Annotated in this window: 19 protein-coding genes; 10 read left to right on the top strand and 9 right to left on the bottom strand. The window is 71.3% G+C overall.

The window, feature by feature from the left end:
* The first annotated feature begins 40 nt into the window (after positions 1–40).
* The 4 genes from alr (at position 41) to ung (ending at position 3,505) form a co-directional block, all read left to right on the top strand.
* A complete protein-coding gene (gene alr, locus AB0C03_RS08535; protein ID WP_210863256.1) occupies positions 41–1,159 on the top strand; it encodes an alanine racemase in 1,119 nt (372 codons plus the stop codon).
* Positions 1,156–2,259 carry an alpha/beta fold hydrolase gene (locus AB0C03_RS08530; protein ID WP_030330019.1) on the top strand — a complete coding sequence of 368 codons (1,104 nt, stop codon included), beginning with the start codon at positions 1,156–1,158 and terminating at the stop codon, positions 2,257–2,259. Before alr ends, AB0C03_RS08530 begins: the two co-directional genes overlap by 4 nt.
* Positions 2,256–2,738, top strand: coding sequence for a tRNA (adenosine(37)-N6)-threonylcarbamoyltransferase complex ATPase subunit type 1 TsaE (gene tsaE / locus AB0C03_RS08525; protein WP_030330020.1), 483 nt, complete (start codon positions 2,256–2,258; stop codon positions 2,736–2,738). Before AB0C03_RS08530 ends, tsaE begins: the two co-directional genes overlap by 4 nt.
* 65 nt (positions 2,739–2,803) lie before the next feature.
* Positions 2,804–3,505, top strand: a complete 702-nt coding sequence (gene ung / locus AB0C03_RS08520) for a uracil-DNA glycosylase (RefSeq protein ID WP_357635593.1) — start codon at positions 2,804–2,806, stop codon at positions 3,503–3,505.
* A gap of 32 nt (positions 3,506–3,537) precedes the next feature.
* Here ung and AB0C03_RS08515 read toward each other — a convergent pair whose 3' ends face one another.
* A complete protein-coding gene (locus tag AB0C03_RS08515) occupies positions 3,538–4,242 on the bottom strand; it encodes a helix-turn-helix domain-containing protein (RefSeq protein WP_357635590.1) in 705 nt (234 codons plus the stop codon).
* Positions 4,243–4,583: 341 nt separating this feature from the next.
* Between AB0C03_RS08515 and tsaB the strand changes: the two genes are divergently transcribed.
* From tsaB to AB0C03_RS08495, 4 genes are read left to right on the top strand one after another with little or no spacing between them, the layout of a single operon-like run.
* Positions 4,584–5,261 carry a tRNA (adenosine(37)-N6)-threonylcarbamoyltransferase complex dimerization subunit type 1 TsaB gene (tsaB, locus tag AB0C03_RS08510; protein WP_030330023.1) on the top strand — a complete coding sequence of 226 codons (678 nt, stop codon included), beginning with the start codon at positions 4,584–4,586 and terminating at the stop codon, positions 5,259–5,261.
* On the top strand, positions 5,258–5,740 hold the full coding sequence (gene rimI / locus AB0C03_RS08505; RefSeq protein ID WP_030330024.1) for a ribosomal protein S18-alanine N-acetyltransferase: 483 nt from the start codon (positions 5,258–5,260) through the stop codon (positions 5,738–5,740). The genes tsaB and rimI overlap by 4 nt, the downstream gene beginning before the upstream one ends.
* Positions 5,733–6,779: a tRNA (adenosine(37)-N6)-threonylcarbamoyltransferase complex transferase subunit TsaD gene (tsaD, locus tag AB0C03_RS08500; protein WP_030330026.1), complete on the top strand. Its 1,047-nt coding sequence runs from the start codon at positions 5,733–5,735 to the stop codon at positions 6,777–6,779. The genes rimI and tsaD overlap by 8 nt, the downstream gene beginning before the upstream one ends.
* A gap of 14 nt (positions 6,780–6,793) precedes the next feature.
* A complete protein-coding gene (locus AB0C03_RS08495; RefSeq protein WP_030330028.1) occupies positions 6,794–7,048 on the top strand; it encodes a hypothetical protein in 255 nt (84 codons plus the stop codon).
* Positions 7,049–7,080: 32 nt separating this feature from the next.
* Here the strand turns inward: AB0C03_RS08495 and AB0C03_RS08490 are convergent, their stop codons facing one another.
* The 8 genes from AB0C03_RS08490 to AB0C03_RS08455 all read right to left on the bottom strand — a co-directional run bounded on the left by AB0C03_RS08490 (position 7,081) and on the right by AB0C03_RS08455 (position 14,615).
* Positions 7,081–7,821, bottom strand: coding sequence for a DUF4142 domain-containing protein (locus AB0C03_RS08490; RefSeq protein WP_030330030.1), 741 nt, complete (start codon positions 7,819–7,821; stop codon positions 7,081–7,083).
* A gap of 124 nt (positions 7,822–7,945) precedes the next feature.
* Positions 7,946–8,242 carry a DUF1707 SHOCT-like domain-containing protein gene (locus tag AB0C03_RS08485; RefSeq protein ID WP_210864727.1) on the bottom strand — a complete coding sequence of 99 codons (297 nt, stop codon included), beginning with the start codon at positions 8,240–8,242 and terminating at the stop codon, positions 7,946–7,948.
* Between the two features lie 19 nt (positions 8,243–8,261).
* A complete protein-coding gene (locus tag AB0C03_RS08480) occupies positions 8,262–9,443 on the bottom strand; it encodes an ROK family protein (RefSeq protein WP_030330034.1) in 1,182 nt (393 codons plus the stop codon).
* A 22-nt stretch (positions 9,444–9,465) separates the two neighbouring features.
* Positions 9,466–10,728 carry a sugar ABC transporter permease gene (locus AB0C03_RS08475; RefSeq protein ID WP_357635587.1) on the bottom strand — a complete coding sequence of 421 codons (1,263 nt, stop codon included), beginning with the start codon at positions 10,726–10,728 and terminating at the stop codon, positions 9,466–9,468.
* Positions 10,725–11,543 carry an ATP-binding cassette domain-containing protein gene (locus AB0C03_RS08470; RefSeq protein WP_030330038.1) on the bottom strand — a complete coding sequence of 273 codons (819 nt, stop codon included), beginning with the start codon at positions 11,541–11,543 and terminating at the stop codon, positions 10,725–10,727. The genes AB0C03_RS08475 and AB0C03_RS08470 overlap by 4 nt, the downstream gene beginning before the upstream one ends.
* Positions 11,544–11,657: 114 nt before the next feature.
* Positions 11,658–12,749: a sugar ABC transporter substrate-binding protein gene (locus AB0C03_RS08465; RefSeq protein WP_030330040.1), complete on the bottom strand. Its 1,092-nt coding sequence runs from the start codon at positions 12,747–12,749 to the stop codon at positions 11,658–11,660.
* Between the two features lie 179 nt (positions 12,750–12,928).
* Entirely contained in the window at positions 12,929–13,408 is a 480-nt protein-coding gene (gene ybaK / locus AB0C03_RS08460; RefSeq protein WP_210858110.1) for a Cys-tRNA(Pro) deacylase, read from the bottom strand.
* Positions 13,409–13,418: 10 nt separating this feature from the next.
* Entirely contained in the window at positions 13,419–14,615 is a 1,197-nt protein-coding gene (locus tag AB0C03_RS08455) for a THUMP-like domain-containing protein (RefSeq protein WP_357635582.1), read from the bottom strand.
* Positions 14,616–14,874: 259 nt separating this feature from the next.
* On the opposite strand from AB0C03_RS08455, the gene groES reads away from it, so the two are divergent.
* Complete coding sequence (gene groES / locus AB0C03_RS08450) at positions 14,875–15,189, top strand: co-chaperone GroES (protein ID WP_030330046.1); 315 nt, start codon at positions 14,875–14,877, stop codon at positions 15,187–15,189.
* A 70-nt stretch (positions 15,190–15,259) separates the two neighbouring features.
* Complete coding sequence (gene groL / locus AB0C03_RS08445; RefSeq protein ID WP_357635579.1) at positions 15,260–16,900, top strand: chaperonin GroEL; 1,641 nt, start codon at positions 15,260–15,262, stop codon at positions 16,898–16,900.
* The last annotated feature ends 120 nt before the right edge of the window (positions 16,901–17,020 follow it).

Raw genomic sequence — 17,020 nt, 5'->3', positions numbered from 1 at the left:
CGCCGCCCGCCGTGATCACGGCGGAAAGTAGGCTGGGCACATGTGGCAGGCCGAGGTACGCGTCGATCTTGACGCCATCCGCGAGAACGTGGGCAGGCTCCGCTCCGGCACCACCGCCGAGTTGATGGCGGTGGTGAAGGCCGACGGGTACGGCCACGGCATGCTTCCGGCCGCCCGGGCGGCGCTCGACGGCGGCGCCGACTGGCTCGGCGTCTGCACCCTCGACGAGGCGCTCACCCTGCGCCGGGCCGGCGTGACAGTGCCGGTGCTGGCCTGGCTGCTCGCGCCCGGTTTGCCGCTGCACGAGGGGGTCAGCGCGGGGGTGGACCTCGGCGCGGCCAGCCTGGGTCAACTGGACGAGATGATCGAGGCGAGTCGCCTCGCCGGGCGTCCCGCCCGCCTCCACCTCAAGATCGACACGGGGTTGTCCCGGGGCGGCGCGACAGTCGCCGACTGGCCGGCGCTGCTGGACGCCGCCGCGAAGGCGCAGGCCGACGGCCTGGTCGAGGTGGTCGGCGTGTGGAGCCACTTCGTGTACGCCGACTCGCCCGGCCATCCCACCACCGACCGCCAACTGGCCGTCTTCCACGAGGGGCTGGCCATGGTCGAGCGGGCCGGGCTGCGACCGCGCTGGCGGCACCTCGCCAACTCGGCTGCCACCCTCACCCGCCCGGACACCCACTTCGACCTGGTCCGTCCGGGCCTGGCCATCTACGGGCTCTCCCCGGTGGCCGGCGAGACGTACGGGTTGCGGCCGGCGATGAGCGCCCGCGCCCGGGTGATGCTCACCAAACGGGTGCCCGCCGGCACCGGCATCTCCTACGGGCACGCCTACACGACGCAAGCCGACGCGAACCTGGCCGTGGTGCCGCTCGGGTACGCCGACGGGGTCCCCCGGCACGCGTCCAACACCGGTCCGGTGCAGCTCGGCGGCGTACGCCGGACGATCTCGGGGCGGGTCTGCATGGACCAGTTCGTGCTCGACTGCGGCGACGACCCGGTGGCCGACGGCGACGTGGCGACGCTCTTCGGCAGCGGCGTCGACGGCGAGCCGACCGCTGACGACTGGGCCGAGGCGGTCGGCACCATCAACTACGAGATCGTCACCCGGTTCGGCGGCACACGGGTGCCCCGCGTCTACGACGGCGAAAGACAATGAGTTATCGCATTCCGCGTCCGCGGACGGCAGCTGGTCGGGTCGCGGGGATCGTCGGCGCGGCGGTGGGCGTGGCCGCGGCGGGGCTGGCGGCCGGGGTGGCGACCGAGCGGACCCTGGTCCGCCGGCTCAAGGCCGACCCGGCCGACCGCTACGCGCACGAGACGTTCGACGAGCAACGGTACGACGAGGCGTTCCGCCTGGAGTTGCCGGACGGCACCGACATCCACGTCGAGGTGGTCGAGCCGACCCGGCCGGTGCCGGGGCGCCCGACGGTGGTGCTGGTGCACGGCTTCTGCCTGGACATGGGCACGTTCCACTTCCAGCGTCAGATGCTCGCCGCCCGCGGTGACTACCGGATCGTGGCGTACGACCAGCCCGGTCACGGCCGGTCCGGCCGGTTGGAGACCGGGGAGTACGACCTCACGGTGCTCGGCCGGACGCTGCGCCAGGTGATCGACCGGACCGCCCCGGACGGGCCGCTGGTGCTGGTCGGCCACTCGATGGGCGGCATGACCATCATGGCGTTCGCCGAGTTGTTCCCGGAGCTGTTCGGCGACCGGGTGGTGGGGACCGTTCTGATGGCCACGTCGGGCGGGCTCATCGCGGAGACCAAGCTGGTAGCTCCCGCGCTGCTCGGCCGGGTCGGTGGCCCGGTGCTCTACATGGTCAGCAACGCCACCCGCTACGGCGGGCCGGTGATCGACAAGGCCCGCAAGTCCACCTCGAACGTGGCCTGGCTGTTGACCCGCAAGTACGGCTTCGGCACCCGCAAGCCCAGCCCGTCGCTGGTGTCCTACGTGGAGGCGATGAACTCCCGGACGTCGGCCGACACGGTGACCCGCTACCTGCGGACCCTGGCGACCCACTCGCGCTTCCCGGCGCTGGCGGCGCTGGCGGCGACTCCGGTGCTGGTGGTGGTCGGCGACAAGGACATGATCACTCCGGTGACCCACTCCGAGGAGATCGTCCGCCGGTTGCCGCACGCCGAGTTCGTGAAGATCAAGGACAGCGGTCACGTGGTGATGTTGGAGCACGCGGACGAGGTCAACGCCGCCCTGGCGCGGTTTTTGGAGTCATTGCAGAGCGGGGAGGAACGGTGAGTCACGTCGTCAAGCTGCCGGCTGTCGAGGACACCCGGGATTTCGGCCGACGGCTGGCCGGGCTGCTGCGCGCCGGCGACCTGGTGTTGCTGACCGGCCCGTTGGGTGCCGGCAAGACCGCGCTCACCCAGGGCATCGGCGCCGGGCTCGGTGTCCTCGGGGACATCACGTCGCCGACCTTCGTGATCGCCCGGGTGCACCGACCCGATCCGGCCCGGGGCGGTCGGGTGGCACTGGTGCACGCCGACGCGTACCGGTTGGGTGACGCCACCGATCCGCGCGCCGAGATCGACGACCTGGACCTCGACGCGTCGGTGGACGACTCGGTGACCGTGGTGGAGTGGGGCGAGGGCCTGGTGGAGCAGTTGGTGGACGCGCACCTGCGGGTTCGCATCGACCGCCGCGACGACGACACCCGCATCGTGGAGCTGGACCCGGTCGGCGGCGACTGGGCCCGGCGGCTCGCCGATCTGGGCTAGCTCGGCGGGTGTCGTACCCGATGCCTAGAGTGCGGGGGTCCGACCCGCGCTGTGAGAGGTTTCTGATGCCCGACGACGCTCCCGCCCTGGATCTGCTGGCCCTGCTGCCGGAGCAGTGGCGTGCCGTGCTCACCCCGCACCTCGACCCGGCCCGCACCGCCGCGCTGGGCGAGTTCGTCGCCCGGGAGTACGCGACGCAGACCGTCTTCCCGCCGCTGGAGGACCTGTTCTCGGCCTACCGGCTCTGCCCGCCGCAGGGCACCCGGGTGCTGATCCTGGGGCAGGATCCCTACCACCGGGCCGGGCAGGCACACGGGTTGAGCTTCAGCGTCCGTGACGGGGTGACGGTTCCGCCGTCGTTGCGCAACGTCTTCAAGGAGTTGGGCGAGGACGTGGGTGTTCCCAAGCCGCTTGGCGGCAACCTCAACGGTTGGGCCGCGCAGGGTGTGCTGCTGCTCAACGCGGTGCTGACCGTCCGGCAGGCCACCCCTGGCTCGCACGCCAACGCCGGGTGGGAAGAGTTCACCGACGCGACGATCCGTGCGCTGGACGCGGCACCGGAGCGGGTGGTCTTCCTGCTCTGGGGTGGCTACGCCCGTAAGAAGGCCGCGCTGGTCACCAATCCGCAGCACGTGGTGCTGGAGGCGGGCCACCCCAGCCCGATGAACCCGCGTGGCTTCCTGGGCAGCCGTCCGTTCAGCGCCGCCAACAAGGCGCTCGCCGACGCCGGCCTGCCCACCATCGACTGGGAGCGCACCGCCGGTTGAGCTGACATTCGGAACGCGGACCGGCAGATGGCTCAGCTGTCGCTGGCCAACTGCCGGTCTCGGTAGCGGCGTAACAACTCGGCGGCGCGTGGCTCGCTGAGCTCCAGCTCGACAAGCGGCACCACCTGGTAGCTCCGCCCGCCGTGGTGCACCTCGATGGTCTCGGGCAGTTCGTCGCACATCGTGGCCCTGACCTCCCCGTAGCGGGTCGACCACAGGTGTTCGCCCGGCTCCTCGGGCTCCAAATACACTCCGCCGAACTCACCCCAGCGGGCGTTCCACCGCTGGCCGTAGTTCGCCTCCAGCCATCGGGTGAACGCTTTGGCGTCCTGCCAGCGCAGGGCGATCTCCAGTGCGTCGACCGGCACCGGCGCGCCCTGTAGCAACGCCGCGGTGCACCCGGTGATCACCTGCGGGAAGTCGGTGAGTCGATCCAGTAGCCGATCCAGCCCCAACCCGTCGATCCGCTCGGCGATCGGCCGGGCGGCCAGGTCGTCGATCTGGGCGTCGAGGTGCGCGTCCAACGGCTCGAACCCGACCACCAACTGCACATCCATCGCGGCAAGCAACCGCTCCAGCACCGCGATGCTGGGCGCTCGCTCGCCGCGTTCGAGCCGGGCCACCACCGCCTGGTCGACCTCAGCGAGCGCGGCCAACTGACGCTGGCTCAGATCGCGCAGATGTCGTTGCTGCCGCACGGCAGTGCCGAGAAGGGTGGCAAGGCGAGTCGATGACATCCCGGCATGGTGGGCCACGGGCGAGATGCCCGCGATCCCGCTACGGCAGATCGGCGGCTAACGGCCGATCTAACGCCGAGAATCGCCGAGCTCATGACCAGGCTCGCGGGATGGCGGGCTTCACTTCATTGAGCGTGATGTCTGTGCGTCATCACGATGACTCACAGACATCACGCTCAATAGCGGATGTGGCTCCAGCGCTCGTCCGTAAGTAACTACGCGGTGGGCCCGACCGCCGGACGGGCTACGGCGGCGGGTAGCGAGGGCGGGGCGAGGGCCGAAGGCGGCGGCGGGGCGGGGCGTGACCGGGGCGCGGGGCGGGGCGGCTAGGCTGGCTTACCGTGCTCGTACTCGTGGTGGACAGCTCGACGCCCGCGGTCACCGCGGCGCTGGTGGAGGTCTCGGCAGACGGCGTGGCGTCGCGGGCGCAGCGGTGCACCGTCGATGCCCGCGCGCACGGTGAGCTGCTCGCGCCCCAGGTGGACGCGGTCCTCGCCGACGCCGACGCGCGCCCGCGTGACCTGACCGCCATCGTCGCCGGGCTCGGCCCGGGACCGTTCACCGGGCTGCGGGTCGGACTGGTCACCGCCGCGACCATGGGTCAGGTGCTCGGCATCCCCACGTACGGTGTCTGTTCGTTGGACGCCATCGGCTACCCGGCGGCGTCCGGCGCGCCCGTCCTGGCGGGCAGCGATGCGCGGCGCAAGGAGCTCTACTGGGCCGTCTACGACGGCGCCGGTCAGCGGATCGTCGGGCCTGAGGTGTCCGCACCGGCGGTCGCCGCCGCGCGCGCCCGCGAACTGGGCGCGACGATCGCTGTCGGTGACGGGGCGCACCGGTACGCCGAGGTCCTGGACCTGCCCGTCCGGGTCGAGCCGCGCTACCCGGATGCGACAGTGCTGGCGCTGCTCGCCGCCGAGCGGATCCGGGCGGGCGCGCCCAGCGAGCGGCTCACCCCGCTCTACCTGCGCCGCCCCGACGCGGTGGCGGCGACCGGCCGCAAACCGGTCCTGCCATGACGGCGGTACGGCTCGAACCGTTCCGCTGGTGGCACATCGACGACGTGCTGCCGATCGAGGCGGACCTCTTCGGCGCCGAGCAGTGGTCGCCCGCCATGTTCTGGAGCGAACTTGCCAACGGCCACCACTACCGGGTCGCCGTCGACCCGGATGGTTCGGTGCTCGGCTACGCCGGGCTCGCCGGCGTACCCCCGGACGAGGTCTGGGTGCAGAACATCGCCGTGCGCCGGGACGCCCAGCGGCGCGGTGTGGGCCGCGCCCTGCTGGAGGAGTTGCTCGCCGAGGCGGCCCGGCGCGACGCCCGCAGCGCCCTGTTGGAGGTCGCCGTGGACAACGCCGCGGCACAGCGGCTCTACGCGACGTACGGGTTCGAGCCGATCGGGGTGCGCCGCGGCTACTACCAACCAAGCAACACCGACGCGCTGGTCATGCGGCGCGACGCCGAGCTGACCGGGGACGGACCACGCGACCATGGCTGACGAACCACTGATCCTGGGTATCGAGACCTCCTGCGACGAGACCGGCGTCGGCATCGTGCGGGGACACACCCTGCTGGCCGACGCGCTCGCCTCCAGCGTCGAGGAACACGCCCGGTTCGGGGGTGTGGTGCCGGAGGTGGCCAGCCGGGCGCACCTGGAGGCCATCGTGCCGACCATGGACCGGGCACTGACCGAGGCCGGCGTGACGCTTGCCGACATCGACGCGATCGCTGTCACCTCCGGGCCGGGACTGGCCGGCGCGCTGCTGGTCGGTGTCGCCGCCGCCAAGGGGTACGCGCTCGCCGCCGAGAAACCCGTCTACGGCGTCAACCATCTCGCCGCGCACGTCGCGGTGGACACCCTTGAGCACGGCCCGCTGCCCGAGCCCGCCATCGCGCTGCTGGTGTCCGGCGGCCACTCGTCCCTCCTGCTCGTCGACGACCTGGCCCGGGGTGTCACCCCGCTGGGCGCCACCATCGACGACGCGGCCGGCGAGGCGTTCGACAAGGTCGCCCGGCTGCTCGGGTTGCCGTTCCCGGGCGGTCCGCCCATCGACCGGGAGGCCCGGGCCGGCGATGCCGCCTCGATCGCCTTCCCCCGGGGCCTGACCGCCGCCAAGGACCTCGCCGCCCACCGGTACGACTTCTCGTTCTCCGGTCTGAAGACGGCGGTGGCCCGGTGGGTGGAGGCCCGTCAGCGCGCCGGCGAGCCGGTGCCGGTGGCCGACGTGGCCGCGTCCTTCCAGGAGGCGGTCTGCGACGTCCTCACCAGCAAGGCGCTCGCCGCCTGCCGCGCCCAGGGCATCGAGACCCTGGTCATCGGCGGGGGGGTGGCGGCGAACTCCCGGCTGCGGGCGATGGCCGAGCAGCGGGCCGAGAAGTACGGCATCCAGGTCCGGGTGCCCCGGCCGAAGCTGTGCACCGACAACGGTGCGATGGTGGCCGCGCTCGGTTCGCACCTGGTCGCCGCCGGGGTCGCGCCGAGCCGACTGGACCTGCCGGCCGATTCGGCGCTGCCGCTGACCACAGTCAGCGTGTGACGGGAGCGGCGGACATGATCGTGCGGATGTGGGAGGCGCGCGCCGAGGCGTACGGCGTCGCCGACCTGATCACCTGGGTGTGCGACACCGCCCTGCCCGAGGTGGAGCACGACCCGCTCCACGTCTCCAGCGAGGTCTTCTCCTCCACCGACCACCGCGTGGTGGTCATCTCCAAGTGGCGCAGCAACCCTCGCCCGCTGCCGGACCCGCCCGCCCTGCTGGTGGCCCGCGCCCCGCACTCCTGGGACTTCACCCAGGTAGACCGCTGACGCGAGCCACCAACCGCCGCCACCGCTGACCGTCAGTTGCGGCGCAACATCCGGTACGTGGCGATTCCGCCAGTGCCCAGCGCGGCGAGGAAGACCAGCCAGACGACGGTGCTGCTGACCCCGACCTGCGGGCCGGTGTTTGCGGAGGCGGCGGCCAGCAGCCCGTCCTCACCCGGGGCGGGCAGCGCGGCCGGCGGCAGCTCCGGCCAGCGGACCAGGCCGGTGCTCTCCAGCATCTGCATGTGGTGCTGGACGAATCCGTTGGCGTCCTCGCAGAGCTTGCGGACCGTGGCGTCCCGGGTGCTGGCCCGGACCGCCCCGATCACCGGGAAGATCTTGCCGTGGGCGACCCGGAGCCGGGTGACGAAGATCTGGTCGAAGCGGGCGCCGGACGCCTTCTGCATCTCCGCCAGCCAGCCCTTCTGCTCGGCCGTCGGCTCGGAGGGGATGGTCGCGCCGAGTTTGTTGGCCGCCTCCACGACGAGTTCGTCGAGCTTCTGGTGCTCGTTCGCGATGCCGGCGCCGATCTCCCGGACCTTCGCCGACTGTCCCTTCTCGGCGGCCATCTGGCCGGCTGGCATCTCCCACAGTCCGGCCAGCCGTACCCCGTTGAGCAGTGTCATGTCGGCGGCGTTGAGTTGTTGACCACCGGCGGGCGCGGCGACGGCCACTCCGGGCAGGACACCGACCCCCGCGATGATCGCGATGAGCAGCAACGCCGCTCGGTGGGTCCGATTGCCCAGTCGGCGATGGGCGGATCTGAGCGGTGCCATGTCTGTGGTGCCTCCTCGGTCCGGACCGGATCGCGTCTGGACCGGGCAGCCGTACCTGCCGGTTGCCCGTCCGCCCACTGGTACGGACTGATCGCGCGATCAGTTCACCGTCGGGCGGCCCGGATCAGCGGGTGACGGCGAGCAGGCCGCCGAGCAGCAGCAGGGTGAGCGCCGCGGCGGCGAAGACCATCAGCAACTCCTGACGCCCGCGCCCGACCGGGTCGGCGTCGACGACCGGGTCCGGCAGGGCCGGTAGGTCGCGGGTCAGCGCGGCCAGGTCACCGAGGGTGCGCGCGGTCCACACCGCACCGGCCCGCTCGGAGAACTCATCCAGGGTCAGCCGGCCCGCCGCGGTGTGCTGGTGCAGCGCGGCGACCACGCGGTTGCGGTCGTCGTCGGAGGCGCGCAGCTCGACATCCACGCCGGACAGCGTACGCGGATCAGCCCACGTCGAGGGGGTCCGCGAGGAGCCGTTCGAAGGCCAGTTCGGCGGCGCCGATCAGGGGCGCGTCAGCGCCCAGTTTCGGGGTGCGCAGCCGGACGTGTTCCAGGCAGGCGCCGAGCGCGTTGGAGTTGAGCCGACTGCGGATCTGGGCTGCCGCCGCGAGGTAGAGGTCACGCATGGTCCCACCGAAGATGACCATCTCGGGGTTGAAGATGTTCACCAGGTTGGCCACCCCGAAGCCGAGCCAGTCGCCGGCCTGACGGACCGCCGTCTGGGCCCGGGCGTCTCCCCGGTCGGCCGCGTCGAAGACCTCCAACAGTGCGTCGCGGCCCCGGGCGTCGGAGCGTCCGGCGGCGTGCAGGAGGCCGTGCTCACCGATCTCGGTCTCCCAGCAGCCCCGGGAGCCGCACTCACACGGTCTGCCGTCGCGGACCACCTTCATGTGGCCGACCTCGCCGCCGTATCCACCGTGGCCGGTCAGTCGACGTCCACCGGCGATGATGCCGGCCCCCACGCCGACGTCGCCGTACAGGTAGAGGACGTTGTCGCAACCCGCCGCCACACCTCGGGCGTGCTCGGCGAACGCGGCGACGTCGGCGACGTTGCCCACGGTGATCGGCACGGCGATGCCCAACTCGTCGGCGAGAGCCGCGCCGATCGGCTCGTCCACCCAACCGGTGGTGGGGCCGAGCCGGACCAGACCGTCGTCCCGGCGGACCATGCCGCAGACCGCGACGCCGGCACCGACGCAGATCGCGTCCGCCGGAACCGTCTGCTGCATCTCCTTGACCGCGCCGGCCAGCAGCGGCGCGGCCTCCGCGGCCAGCAGGCCGCGTGGCCGGTCCAGATCCCGGCGGTCCAGGACCGCGCCGCCCAACCCGATCCGGGCCGCGCGCAGGCGGTCCACCTCCACCGAGTACGCGTACGCGTAGACCCGGGCCGACTCGGGCCGGACGACGAGTGACGGTCGTCCGGCCCGGCCGGTTTCCTTCGGTGCCCCTTCGCTGACCAGCCCCACTGCGGACAGGTCGGCGGTGAGCGCGCCGATGGTGCTGCGGTTGAGGCCCAGCGTGGTGGTCAGTTCGGCGCGGGTGGTCGCCCCGTGGACGTGCACGTGCCGCAGCAGGGCACCGAGGTTCTGCCGTCGGACGTCATCCTGGCTTGGTCCTGGGCGCATGCTGGTGCTACCTCCCGCGCGGTCAGCGGGTGCCGGTGGCTGCCGCGCGGCGGCGGGAGAGCGCGTCGACGCTGGCCGCGAGCAGCAGCACGACGCCGGTGACCACGTACTTGACTCCCGCGCTGTACCCCATCAGGCCCATTCCGTTTTCGATGACCGCGACCACCGCGCCGCCGAGTACGGCGTCGAGGACGCGGCCCTTGCCACCGAAGAGGCTGGTGCCGCCGATCACCGCCGCGCCGACCGCGTAGAGCAGTACGTTACTGCCCCCGGTGTTCGGGTCGACCGAGTTGGCCCGGCTGGCCGCCACGATGCCACCGATGGCGGCCATCGACGAGCAGATCATGAAGACCGAGATCCGGATCCGGTCGACCTCGATGCCGGCCCGCCGGGCGGCTTCCCGGTTGCCACCCACGGCGTAGATGTGCCGGCCGTAGCTGGTGCGTTGCAACACGAAGGTCCCGATGACCAGCAGCACCGCGATGACCGGCACCACGATCGGCACGCCCTTGAGTGAGCTGATCAGGACGTTGCGGCTGCGTTCCAGGTTGAGCACGTACACGGCGGTGCCGAGGATGACGGCGAGCCCGCCGATCCGCAGCGCCACCACAGCGATCGGATCGGTGATCAGGCCGCGGGCCACCCGGGTGCGGTGACGCAGCAGTTGCACCGCCGCGTAGCCGACGACCGCGACGGCGGTCAGCGCCCAGCCCACCGTGGGGGCGAGGTTGCGGTTGGCGATGGCGACCAGCACCTCGTCGCGGACGGAGATGTTGGTGCCCTCCTTGACGAGCAGCAGCACGACGCCCTGGAAGGCGAGGAAACCGGCGAGGGTGACCACGAAGGACGGAATGCCGATCTTCGCGACCAGCATGCCGAGCGTGGTGCCGATGACCACGCCGGTGGCGATCGCGGCGAGCACGGCGACCCACCAGGGGTAGCCGAGCACGGTGACCACATTGGCCAGTACCGCCGCGCAGACGCCGCTGGCGAAGCCGGCGGAGAGGTCGATCTCGCCGAGCAGCAGCACGAAGACCAGACCCATCGCGATCAGCGTGACCGCCGCGCCCTGGGTGAAGAGGTTGGCGAAGTTGCCGGCGGACAGGAACGACGACGGCCGCATGATGGCGAAGACGGTGCAGAGCACGATCAGGCCGAGCACGGCCGGGAGCGCGCCGACGTCGCCACCGCGTACCCGACTCAGGTAGGTGCGGACGTGGCCTCCGACGGTCGGCGGGGGTGTGACGGCGGCGGGGCCGTCCTTCCGCACGGCGGTGGTGGTCATCGGACGCCTCCTGAGATCGAGTCGGCCGGCTGCGGGCCGTCGCCGTTGCTGCCCGGGTCGGTGGCGAGGCCGAGCCCGCCCGAGCGCCCGGCGGTGATCAGCTCGACCACCTGGGCGTGGGTGATGTCGGTGGTCTTCACCTGGGCGACCATCTGGCCGAGGTACAGCGCGGCGATCCGGTCGGAGACGGCGAAGACGTCGTTCATGTTGTGCGAGATGAGCACCACGGCCAGGCCGTTGTCGGCGAGGCGGCGGACCAGTTCGAGCACCTGGGCGGTCTGTGCCACGCCGAGCGCCGCGGTGGGCTCGTCCAGGATGACCAGCTTGCTGTTCCAGAGCACCGCCTTGGCGATGGCCACGGTCTGGCGCTGACCGCCGGAGAGGCTGGAGACGTGCTGGCGAAGTGACGTGACGGTGCGGATGGAGAGCCCCGCCAGCGTTTCGGCGGCGAGCTGTTCCATGGTCGGCTCGTCCAGGACGATGCCGCTGCGCTTCTCCCGGCCGAGGAACATGTTCTGCACGATGTCCAGGTTGTCGCAGAGCGCGAGGTCCTGGTAGACGACCTCGATGCCGAGCGTGGCGGCGTCGCGGGGGCTGCCGATGTGTACCGGTTCACCGTTGAACAGGAACTCTCCGGCGTCGATGGGGTGGATGCCGCTGATGCACTTCACCAGGGTCGACTTGCCGGCGCCGTTGTCGCCGACCAGTGCGGTCACTTCGCCCGGGTGGACGGTCAGGGCGACGTCGCGGAGCACCTGGACGGGACCGAAGCTCTTGTCGATCCCGCGGAGTTCCAGCAGGGGAGTCGCGGACACGGGGGTCTCCTTCTTAAGGGAGGGTCGGGGCCCGTCCGGCGGGCGCCGCCCGGCACGGGAGGGTGCTCCCGTGCCGGGCGGCGATGGTCGTCCCGGCGGGTACTGCGGCGTCGGTCAGCTGATGCCGGCGTCGGCGCAGAGCTTGGCGTACGCCCCGGCGCAGACCTCTTCCTTGGTCACGTAGCCGTCGGCGATGACGTCCTTGACGTTCTCCTTGTAGATGGCCTTCGGGGTGAGCAGCACCGACGGGACGTCGCGGCCACCCTCCGGGTCCTTCACCGTCTGGCCGGTGTCCTTCTTCTCGCCCTTGGCGAGCGCGATGGCGAGGTCGGAGGCGGCCTTGGCCTCTTCCCGAACCGCCTTGTAGACGGTCATGCACTGGTCACCGACGAGGATGTTCTGCAGGCCCTCGGTGCTGGCGTCCTGCCCGGTCACCGGCACCTTGCCGTTGAGCTTGTTCTTCTTGAGGATCGAGATGGCCGCGTTGCCGAGACCGTCGTTGGCGGCCAGCACACCGTCGATCTTGCCGTTGGCCTTGGTGAGCTGCTGCTCGAAGATCGTCGCGGCCTGCGCGTTGTCCCACGCCGGCACCGCGTCCTCGGGGCCCTTGACGTACTCCTTGGAGTCGAACTTCGGCTTGAGCACCGAGTCGTAGCCGGCCTTGAACAGGGTGGCGTTGTTGTCGGTGGGGGAGCCGTTCAGGTACGACACGACGGGGTTCTTGACGCCCTTGTCGGTCAGGCACTTCGACAGGCCCTCGCCCTGGAGCTTGCCGACGGTCTCGTTGTCGAAGCTGACGTAGTACTGGGCGGAGCCGCCGAGGGTGAGCCGGTCGTAGTCGATGGTGGCGACGCCCTGCGACTTGGCCTTGTCCAGCACTGCCTTGCCGGTGCCGGAGTCCAGGTTGACGATCATCAGGGCGGTGACGCCACTGGTGATCATCTGGTCGGCGATGGTCTGGAAGGCGGTCTTGTCGTTCTGGGCGTTCTGAATGTCGTACTGGACGCCGGCGGCCTTGAACGCCTCCTCCAGGAACCGACGGTCCGCGGTCTCCCAGCGGGCCGAGGACTTGCTGTCCGGGAGGATCACGCCGATCTTGGGGGTCTTGGCGGCGGCGCCGCCGTCGCCGGAGTCGTCGCTGCAAGCGGTCAAGCCGCCGGTCGTGAGCAGGCCCACGGCGGCGATGGTGAGGATCCCCTTACGCATGTGCAGGGTCCTTTCGGAGGTGGGGGAGGTGTTGTTTTGTTGTGTCCGGCAACGTATTTCGCGTCACACCGGCTACACAAGACCGCGCAGGTGCCTAGTTTGTTGGGAGCGATAACAATTCAGCAACGCGACTGTTACTCCGCGGGTATCCCACGGGGAGAGCGACGTAACGACTGTCGTCAGCTGCTCTGCAACACCGCGGTACGGGCGTCGGTCAGCGCCACCAGATCCGCCGCTGCCAGTTCGAGCTGCAGTCCGCGCCGACCAGCCGAGACGTAGATCGTCGGCAGTTGCAGCGCGGACTCGTCCAGCACCGTGGGCAACCGCCGACGCTGCCCGAGCGGGCTGATCCCACCGCGTACGTAGCCGGTTGCCCGCTCGGCGACCGCCCGATCCGCCAGCACCGCCCGCTTGCCGCCGACCGCCGCCGCGAGCGCCTTGAGATCCAGCTCCCCGGTCACCGGCACGACCGCCACGGTGAGCGCCCCGTCGACAGCGGTCACCAGCGACTTGAACACCCGCTCCGGCGCCACGCCGAGCGCCACCGCCACCAGCGCGCCGTAGTTCGGGGCGTCCGGCGACACCCGGTACGGATGGGTGCGATGCGCGATCCCACGCTTGACCAACAGTGCCGTCGCCGGCGTGCCCTGTCCCGCCACGGCGACGACGTTAGTGGACCGGCCGGCCGATGAGCACCGTCGGTGCGCCGTCGACCCGGGTGAGCACCAGACTCGCCGCCTCGTCCCCGGCCAGCCGCAGGTCCTTGCGGAGCTGCTCCGGGACGAGCGCCGAACCCCGCTTGAGGATCTCCACGCGGCCCACCCGCCGGTCCCGCAGCAGCGCCCGCAGGCGCTTGAGCGAGAACGGCAACACGTCGGTGATCTCCAGACAGCGCGCGTACGGGGTGCGGGTCGGCTGGTCGGCGTAGAGGTAGGCGATGCTCGGATCGGCCAGGGTGGCGTCCAGCTCGGTGGCCAGTTCGGCGACGAGATGCGCGCGCACCACCGCCGGCTCCGGGTCGTACAGGTAGCGGCGTACCGGCCCGACCGGCGCCTCGGAGGCACCCGAGCCGGTGAGCTGGGCACGGTGGATCTCGCTGCCCCGCTGCCGGTAGAGGGTGGCGCGGCGGGGCACCTCCGCCAGCTCACCGCACCAGAGCGCCGCCTCGACCAGGTCACCGTCGACGCCGACCCACTCGGCCTCCGCCCCGGCCGGGATGAGCCCGTGGTCCAGGCCCGGCGCCACCTTCACCACAGTGCGCGGCACCCGCTCGGCCAGCCCGGTCACGAAGTCCCACGGCGGCGAGTAGGCGCGCGGGTCGAAGATCCGCCGCCCGGTGCCGCTCGTGCGGCGGGCCGGGTCGCAGAAAACGCCGTCGACCCCTGACACGTCGAACCCGGTCGCGTCGCCGCACTCGACGGTGAACAGCTCGGCCAGGCCGGCCGCCGTGGCGTTGGCGGCGGCCATCGCGGCGGTCACCGGGTCGGCCTCCACCCCGTACACCCGGATGCCGGCACGGGCGGCGGCCAGCGCGTCGGCCCCCAGCCCGCAGCCGAGGTCGGCCAGGGTGCGCACGCCGGCCGCGGACAACCGGGCGGCCCGACGGTCGGCGACCACCCGGCGGGTGGCCTGCTCCAGGCCGGGGCGGGTGAGGAACATCCCAGCGGCGGCCGAGCCGAACTTGCCGACCGCCCGGTGGCGCAGCTCGGCCTGGGTGAGGGCCGCCGCGGCCAGCGTGGGCGGCACCCCGGCCGACCGCAGCGCCGAGGCCGCGGCCAGCGGGTCACCGCCGGCCAGCCCGGCCGCCGCGGTGAGCGCGGCCGACCCCTCAGGGGTACGCAGCGCCGCCAGCTGATCGAGATCCACCCGGTCATTGTCCCGGCCGAGCCGGAAATCCTGGCTGGCGGGGCGCGACGCGCTGGCACTCTCCTTGACGGAGTGCTAGCCACGGAATAACCTGCGATTAGCACTCTCACCCTGAGGGTGCCAGCTTCCGGGTCTCGCGACCCGGGTGCGCACGCCAGGCGGACCGGCACCCGCGACGACGGCACCGCCCGGTGGCATGAGGCAGATTGACGCTGGCCAGCCCCGCTGGTCAGCAACGAAACCAGTACCCCAGGAGGGTATGCCCGTGACTACCGCGACCAAGGTTGCGATCAAGCCGCTCGAGGACCGCATCGTGGTCCAGGCGAACGAGGCTGAGACCACCACGGCGTCGGGCATCGTGATCCCCGACACCGCCAAGGAGAAGCCGCAGGAGGGCACCGTCCTCGCTGTGGGCCCGGGGCGCGTCGACGACAACGGCAACCGGGTTCCGGTTGACGTTCAGGTCGGCGACACCGTCCTCTACTCGAAGTACGGCGGCACCGAGGTCAAGTACGCCGGCGAGGAGTACCTGGTGCTCTCCGCCCGCGACGTCCTCGCGGTCATCGAGAAGTAAGCAACCGATCAGTGCCACTGCCCCGGTCCGGCTCGCCGGGCCGGGGCAATGGCGCTTCGAAGGGACATTAATGGCGAAGATCCTGAGCTTCTCGGACGACGCCCGGCACCTGCTGGAGCACGGTGTCAACGCCCTCGCGGACGCGGTCAAGGTCACCCTCGGCCCGCGCGGGCGCAACGTCGTCCTGGACAAGAAATTCGGTGCGCCGACGATCACCAACGATGGTGTGACCATCGCCAAGGAGATCGAGCTCACCAACCCGTACGAGAACCTTGGCGCGCAGCTGGTCAAGGAGGTGGCGACCAAGACCAACGACGTCGCCGGCGACGGGACCACCACCGCGACCGTGCTGGCCCAGGCCATGGTCCGGGAGGGTCTGCGCAACGTGACCGCCGGGACCAACCCGGCCGGCCTCAAGCGGGGCATCGACGCGGCGGCCACCAAGGTCTCCGAGGCGCTGCTCGGCAAGGCTGCCGAGGTCACCAGCAAGGAGTCGATCGCGAACGTGGCGACGATCTCCGCGCAGGACTCCACGATCGGCGATCTGATCGTCGAGGCGATGGAGCGCGTCGGCCGCGACGGTGTCATCACCGTCGAGGAAGGCTCGATGCTCACCACCGAACTGGACGTGACCGAGGGTCTCCAGTTCGACAAGGGCTTCATCTCGCCGAACTTCGTCACCGACCTGGAGAGCCAGGAGTCCGTCCTCGAGGACGCGTACATCCTGGTCACCACCCAGAAGATCTCGGCGATCGAGGAGCTGCTGCCGCTGCTGGAGAAGGTCCTGCAGAACAGCAAGCCCCTGCTGATCATCGCCGAGGACGTGGACGGCCAGGCGCTCTCCACCCTGGTGGTCAACTCGCTGCGCAAGACCCTCAAGGTCTGCGCGGTCAAGGCCCCGGGCTTCGGTGACCGGCGCAAGGCGATGCTCCAGGACATCGCGATCTCCACGGGCGCCGAGCTGGTCGCCTCGGAGCTGGGCTACAAGCTCGACCAGGTCGGCCTGGAGGTGCTCGGCACCGCCCGGCGCGTCGTGGTCGACAAGGAGAACACCACGATCGTCGACGGCGGTGGCCAGAAGGCCGACGTCGCCGACCGGGTGTCCCAGATCCGCAAGGAGATCGAGGCCTCCGACTCCGAGTGGGACCGGGAGAAGCTGGCCGAGCGGCTGGCGAAGCTCTCCGGTGGCATCGCCGTCATCAAGGCCGGCGCGGCGACCGAGGTCGAGATGAAGGAGCGCAAGCACCGCATCGAGGACGCCATCGCGGCGACCAAGGCAGCGGTCGAGGAGGGCACTGTGCCCGGCGGCGGCGCCGCCCTGGTGCAGATCCTCTCGGTGCTCGACGACGACCTGGGCTTCACCGGTGACGAGAAGGTCGGCGTCTCGGTCGTGCGCAAGGCGCTCGTCGAGCCGCTGCGCTGGATCGCCCAGAACGCCGGTCACGACGGCTACGTCGTGACGCAGAAGGTCGCCGACCTCAGCTGGGGCAACGGCCTCGACGCCGCCAAGGGCGAGTACGTCGACCTGGTCAAGGCCGGCATCATCGACCCGGTGAAGGTGACCCGCAACGCGGTCACCAACGCCGCCTCGATCGCCGGTCTGCTGCTCACCACGGAGAGCCTCGTGGTGGAGAAGCCGGAGCAGGCCGAACCGGCCGCCGCCGGCGGGCACGGCCACGGTCACGGCCACCAGCACGGCCCGGGCTTCTGATCCGGTAGCGACACCCGTTCCGGGGCGGGCCCCCCGAACGCGGGGCGCCCCGCCCCCCATGCGGCCGCGGGGCGGGGAGTACCGAACCCAGAAGGTGTTGGGGACCCGCAGATAGGAAGA

Source organism: Micromonospora parva (assembly GCF_040649675.1).
GTDB lineage: Bacteria > Actinomycetota > Actinomycetes > Mycobacteriales > Micromonosporaceae > Micromonospora > Micromonospora parva.
Note: the sequence above shows the minus strand (reverse complement) of the source record. Positions and strands in the feature narration are given on the sequence as shown.

Excerpts from the sequence above, each read along its gene's own strand:
- groES (WP_030330046.1), top strand. The coding sequence starts at position 14,875 with ATGCCCGTGACTACCGCGACCAAGGTTGCGATCAAGCCGCTCGAGGAC.
- tsaD (WP_030330026.1), top strand. The coding sequence starts at position 5,733 with ATGGCTGACGAACCACTGATCCTGGGTATCGAGACCTCCTGCGACGAG.
- AB0C03_RS08465 (WP_030330040.1), bottom strand. The coding sequence starts at position 12,749 with ATGCGTAAGGGGATCCTCACCATCGCCGCCGTGGGCCTGCTCACGACC.
- ung (WP_357635593.1), top strand. The coding sequence starts at position 2,804 with ATGCCCGACGACGCTCCCGCCCTGGATCTGCTGGCCCTGCTGCCGGAG.
- AB0C03_RS08490 (WP_030330030.1), bottom strand. The coding sequence starts at position 7,821 with ATGGCACCGCTCAGATCCGCCCATCGCCGACTGGGCAATCGGACCCAC.
- AB0C03_RS08515 (WP_357635590.1), bottom strand. The coding sequence starts at position 4,242 with ATGTCATCGACTCGCCTTGCCACCCTTCTCGGCACTGCCGTGCGGCAG.
- AB0C03_RS08475 (WP_357635587.1), bottom strand. The coding sequence starts at position 10,728 with ATGACCACCACCGCCGTGCGGAAGGACGGCCCCGCCGCCGTCACACCC.
- rimI (WP_030330024.1), top strand. The coding sequence starts at position 5,258 with ATGACGGCGGTACGGCTCGAACCGTTCCGCTGGTGGCACATCGACGAC.
- AB0C03_RS08530 (WP_030330019.1), top strand. The coding sequence starts at position 1,156 with ATGAGTTATCGCATTCCGCGTCCGCGGACGGCAGCTGGTCGGGTCGCG.
- groL (WP_357635579.1), top strand. The coding sequence starts at position 15,260 with ATGGCGAAGATCCTGAGCTTCTCGGACGACGCCCGGCACCTGCTGGAG.
- alr (WP_210863256.1), top strand. The coding sequence starts at position 41 with ATGTGGCAGGCCGAGGTACGCGTCGATCTTGACGCCATCCGCGAGAAC.
- AB0C03_RS08480 (WP_030330034.1), bottom strand. The coding sequence starts at position 9,443 with ATGCGCCCAGGACCAAGCCAGGATGACGTCCGACGGCAGAACCTCGGT.
- AB0C03_RS08495 (WP_030330028.1), top strand. The coding sequence starts at position 6,794 with ATGATCGTGCGGATGTGGGAGGCGCGCGCCGAGGCGTACGGCGTCGCC.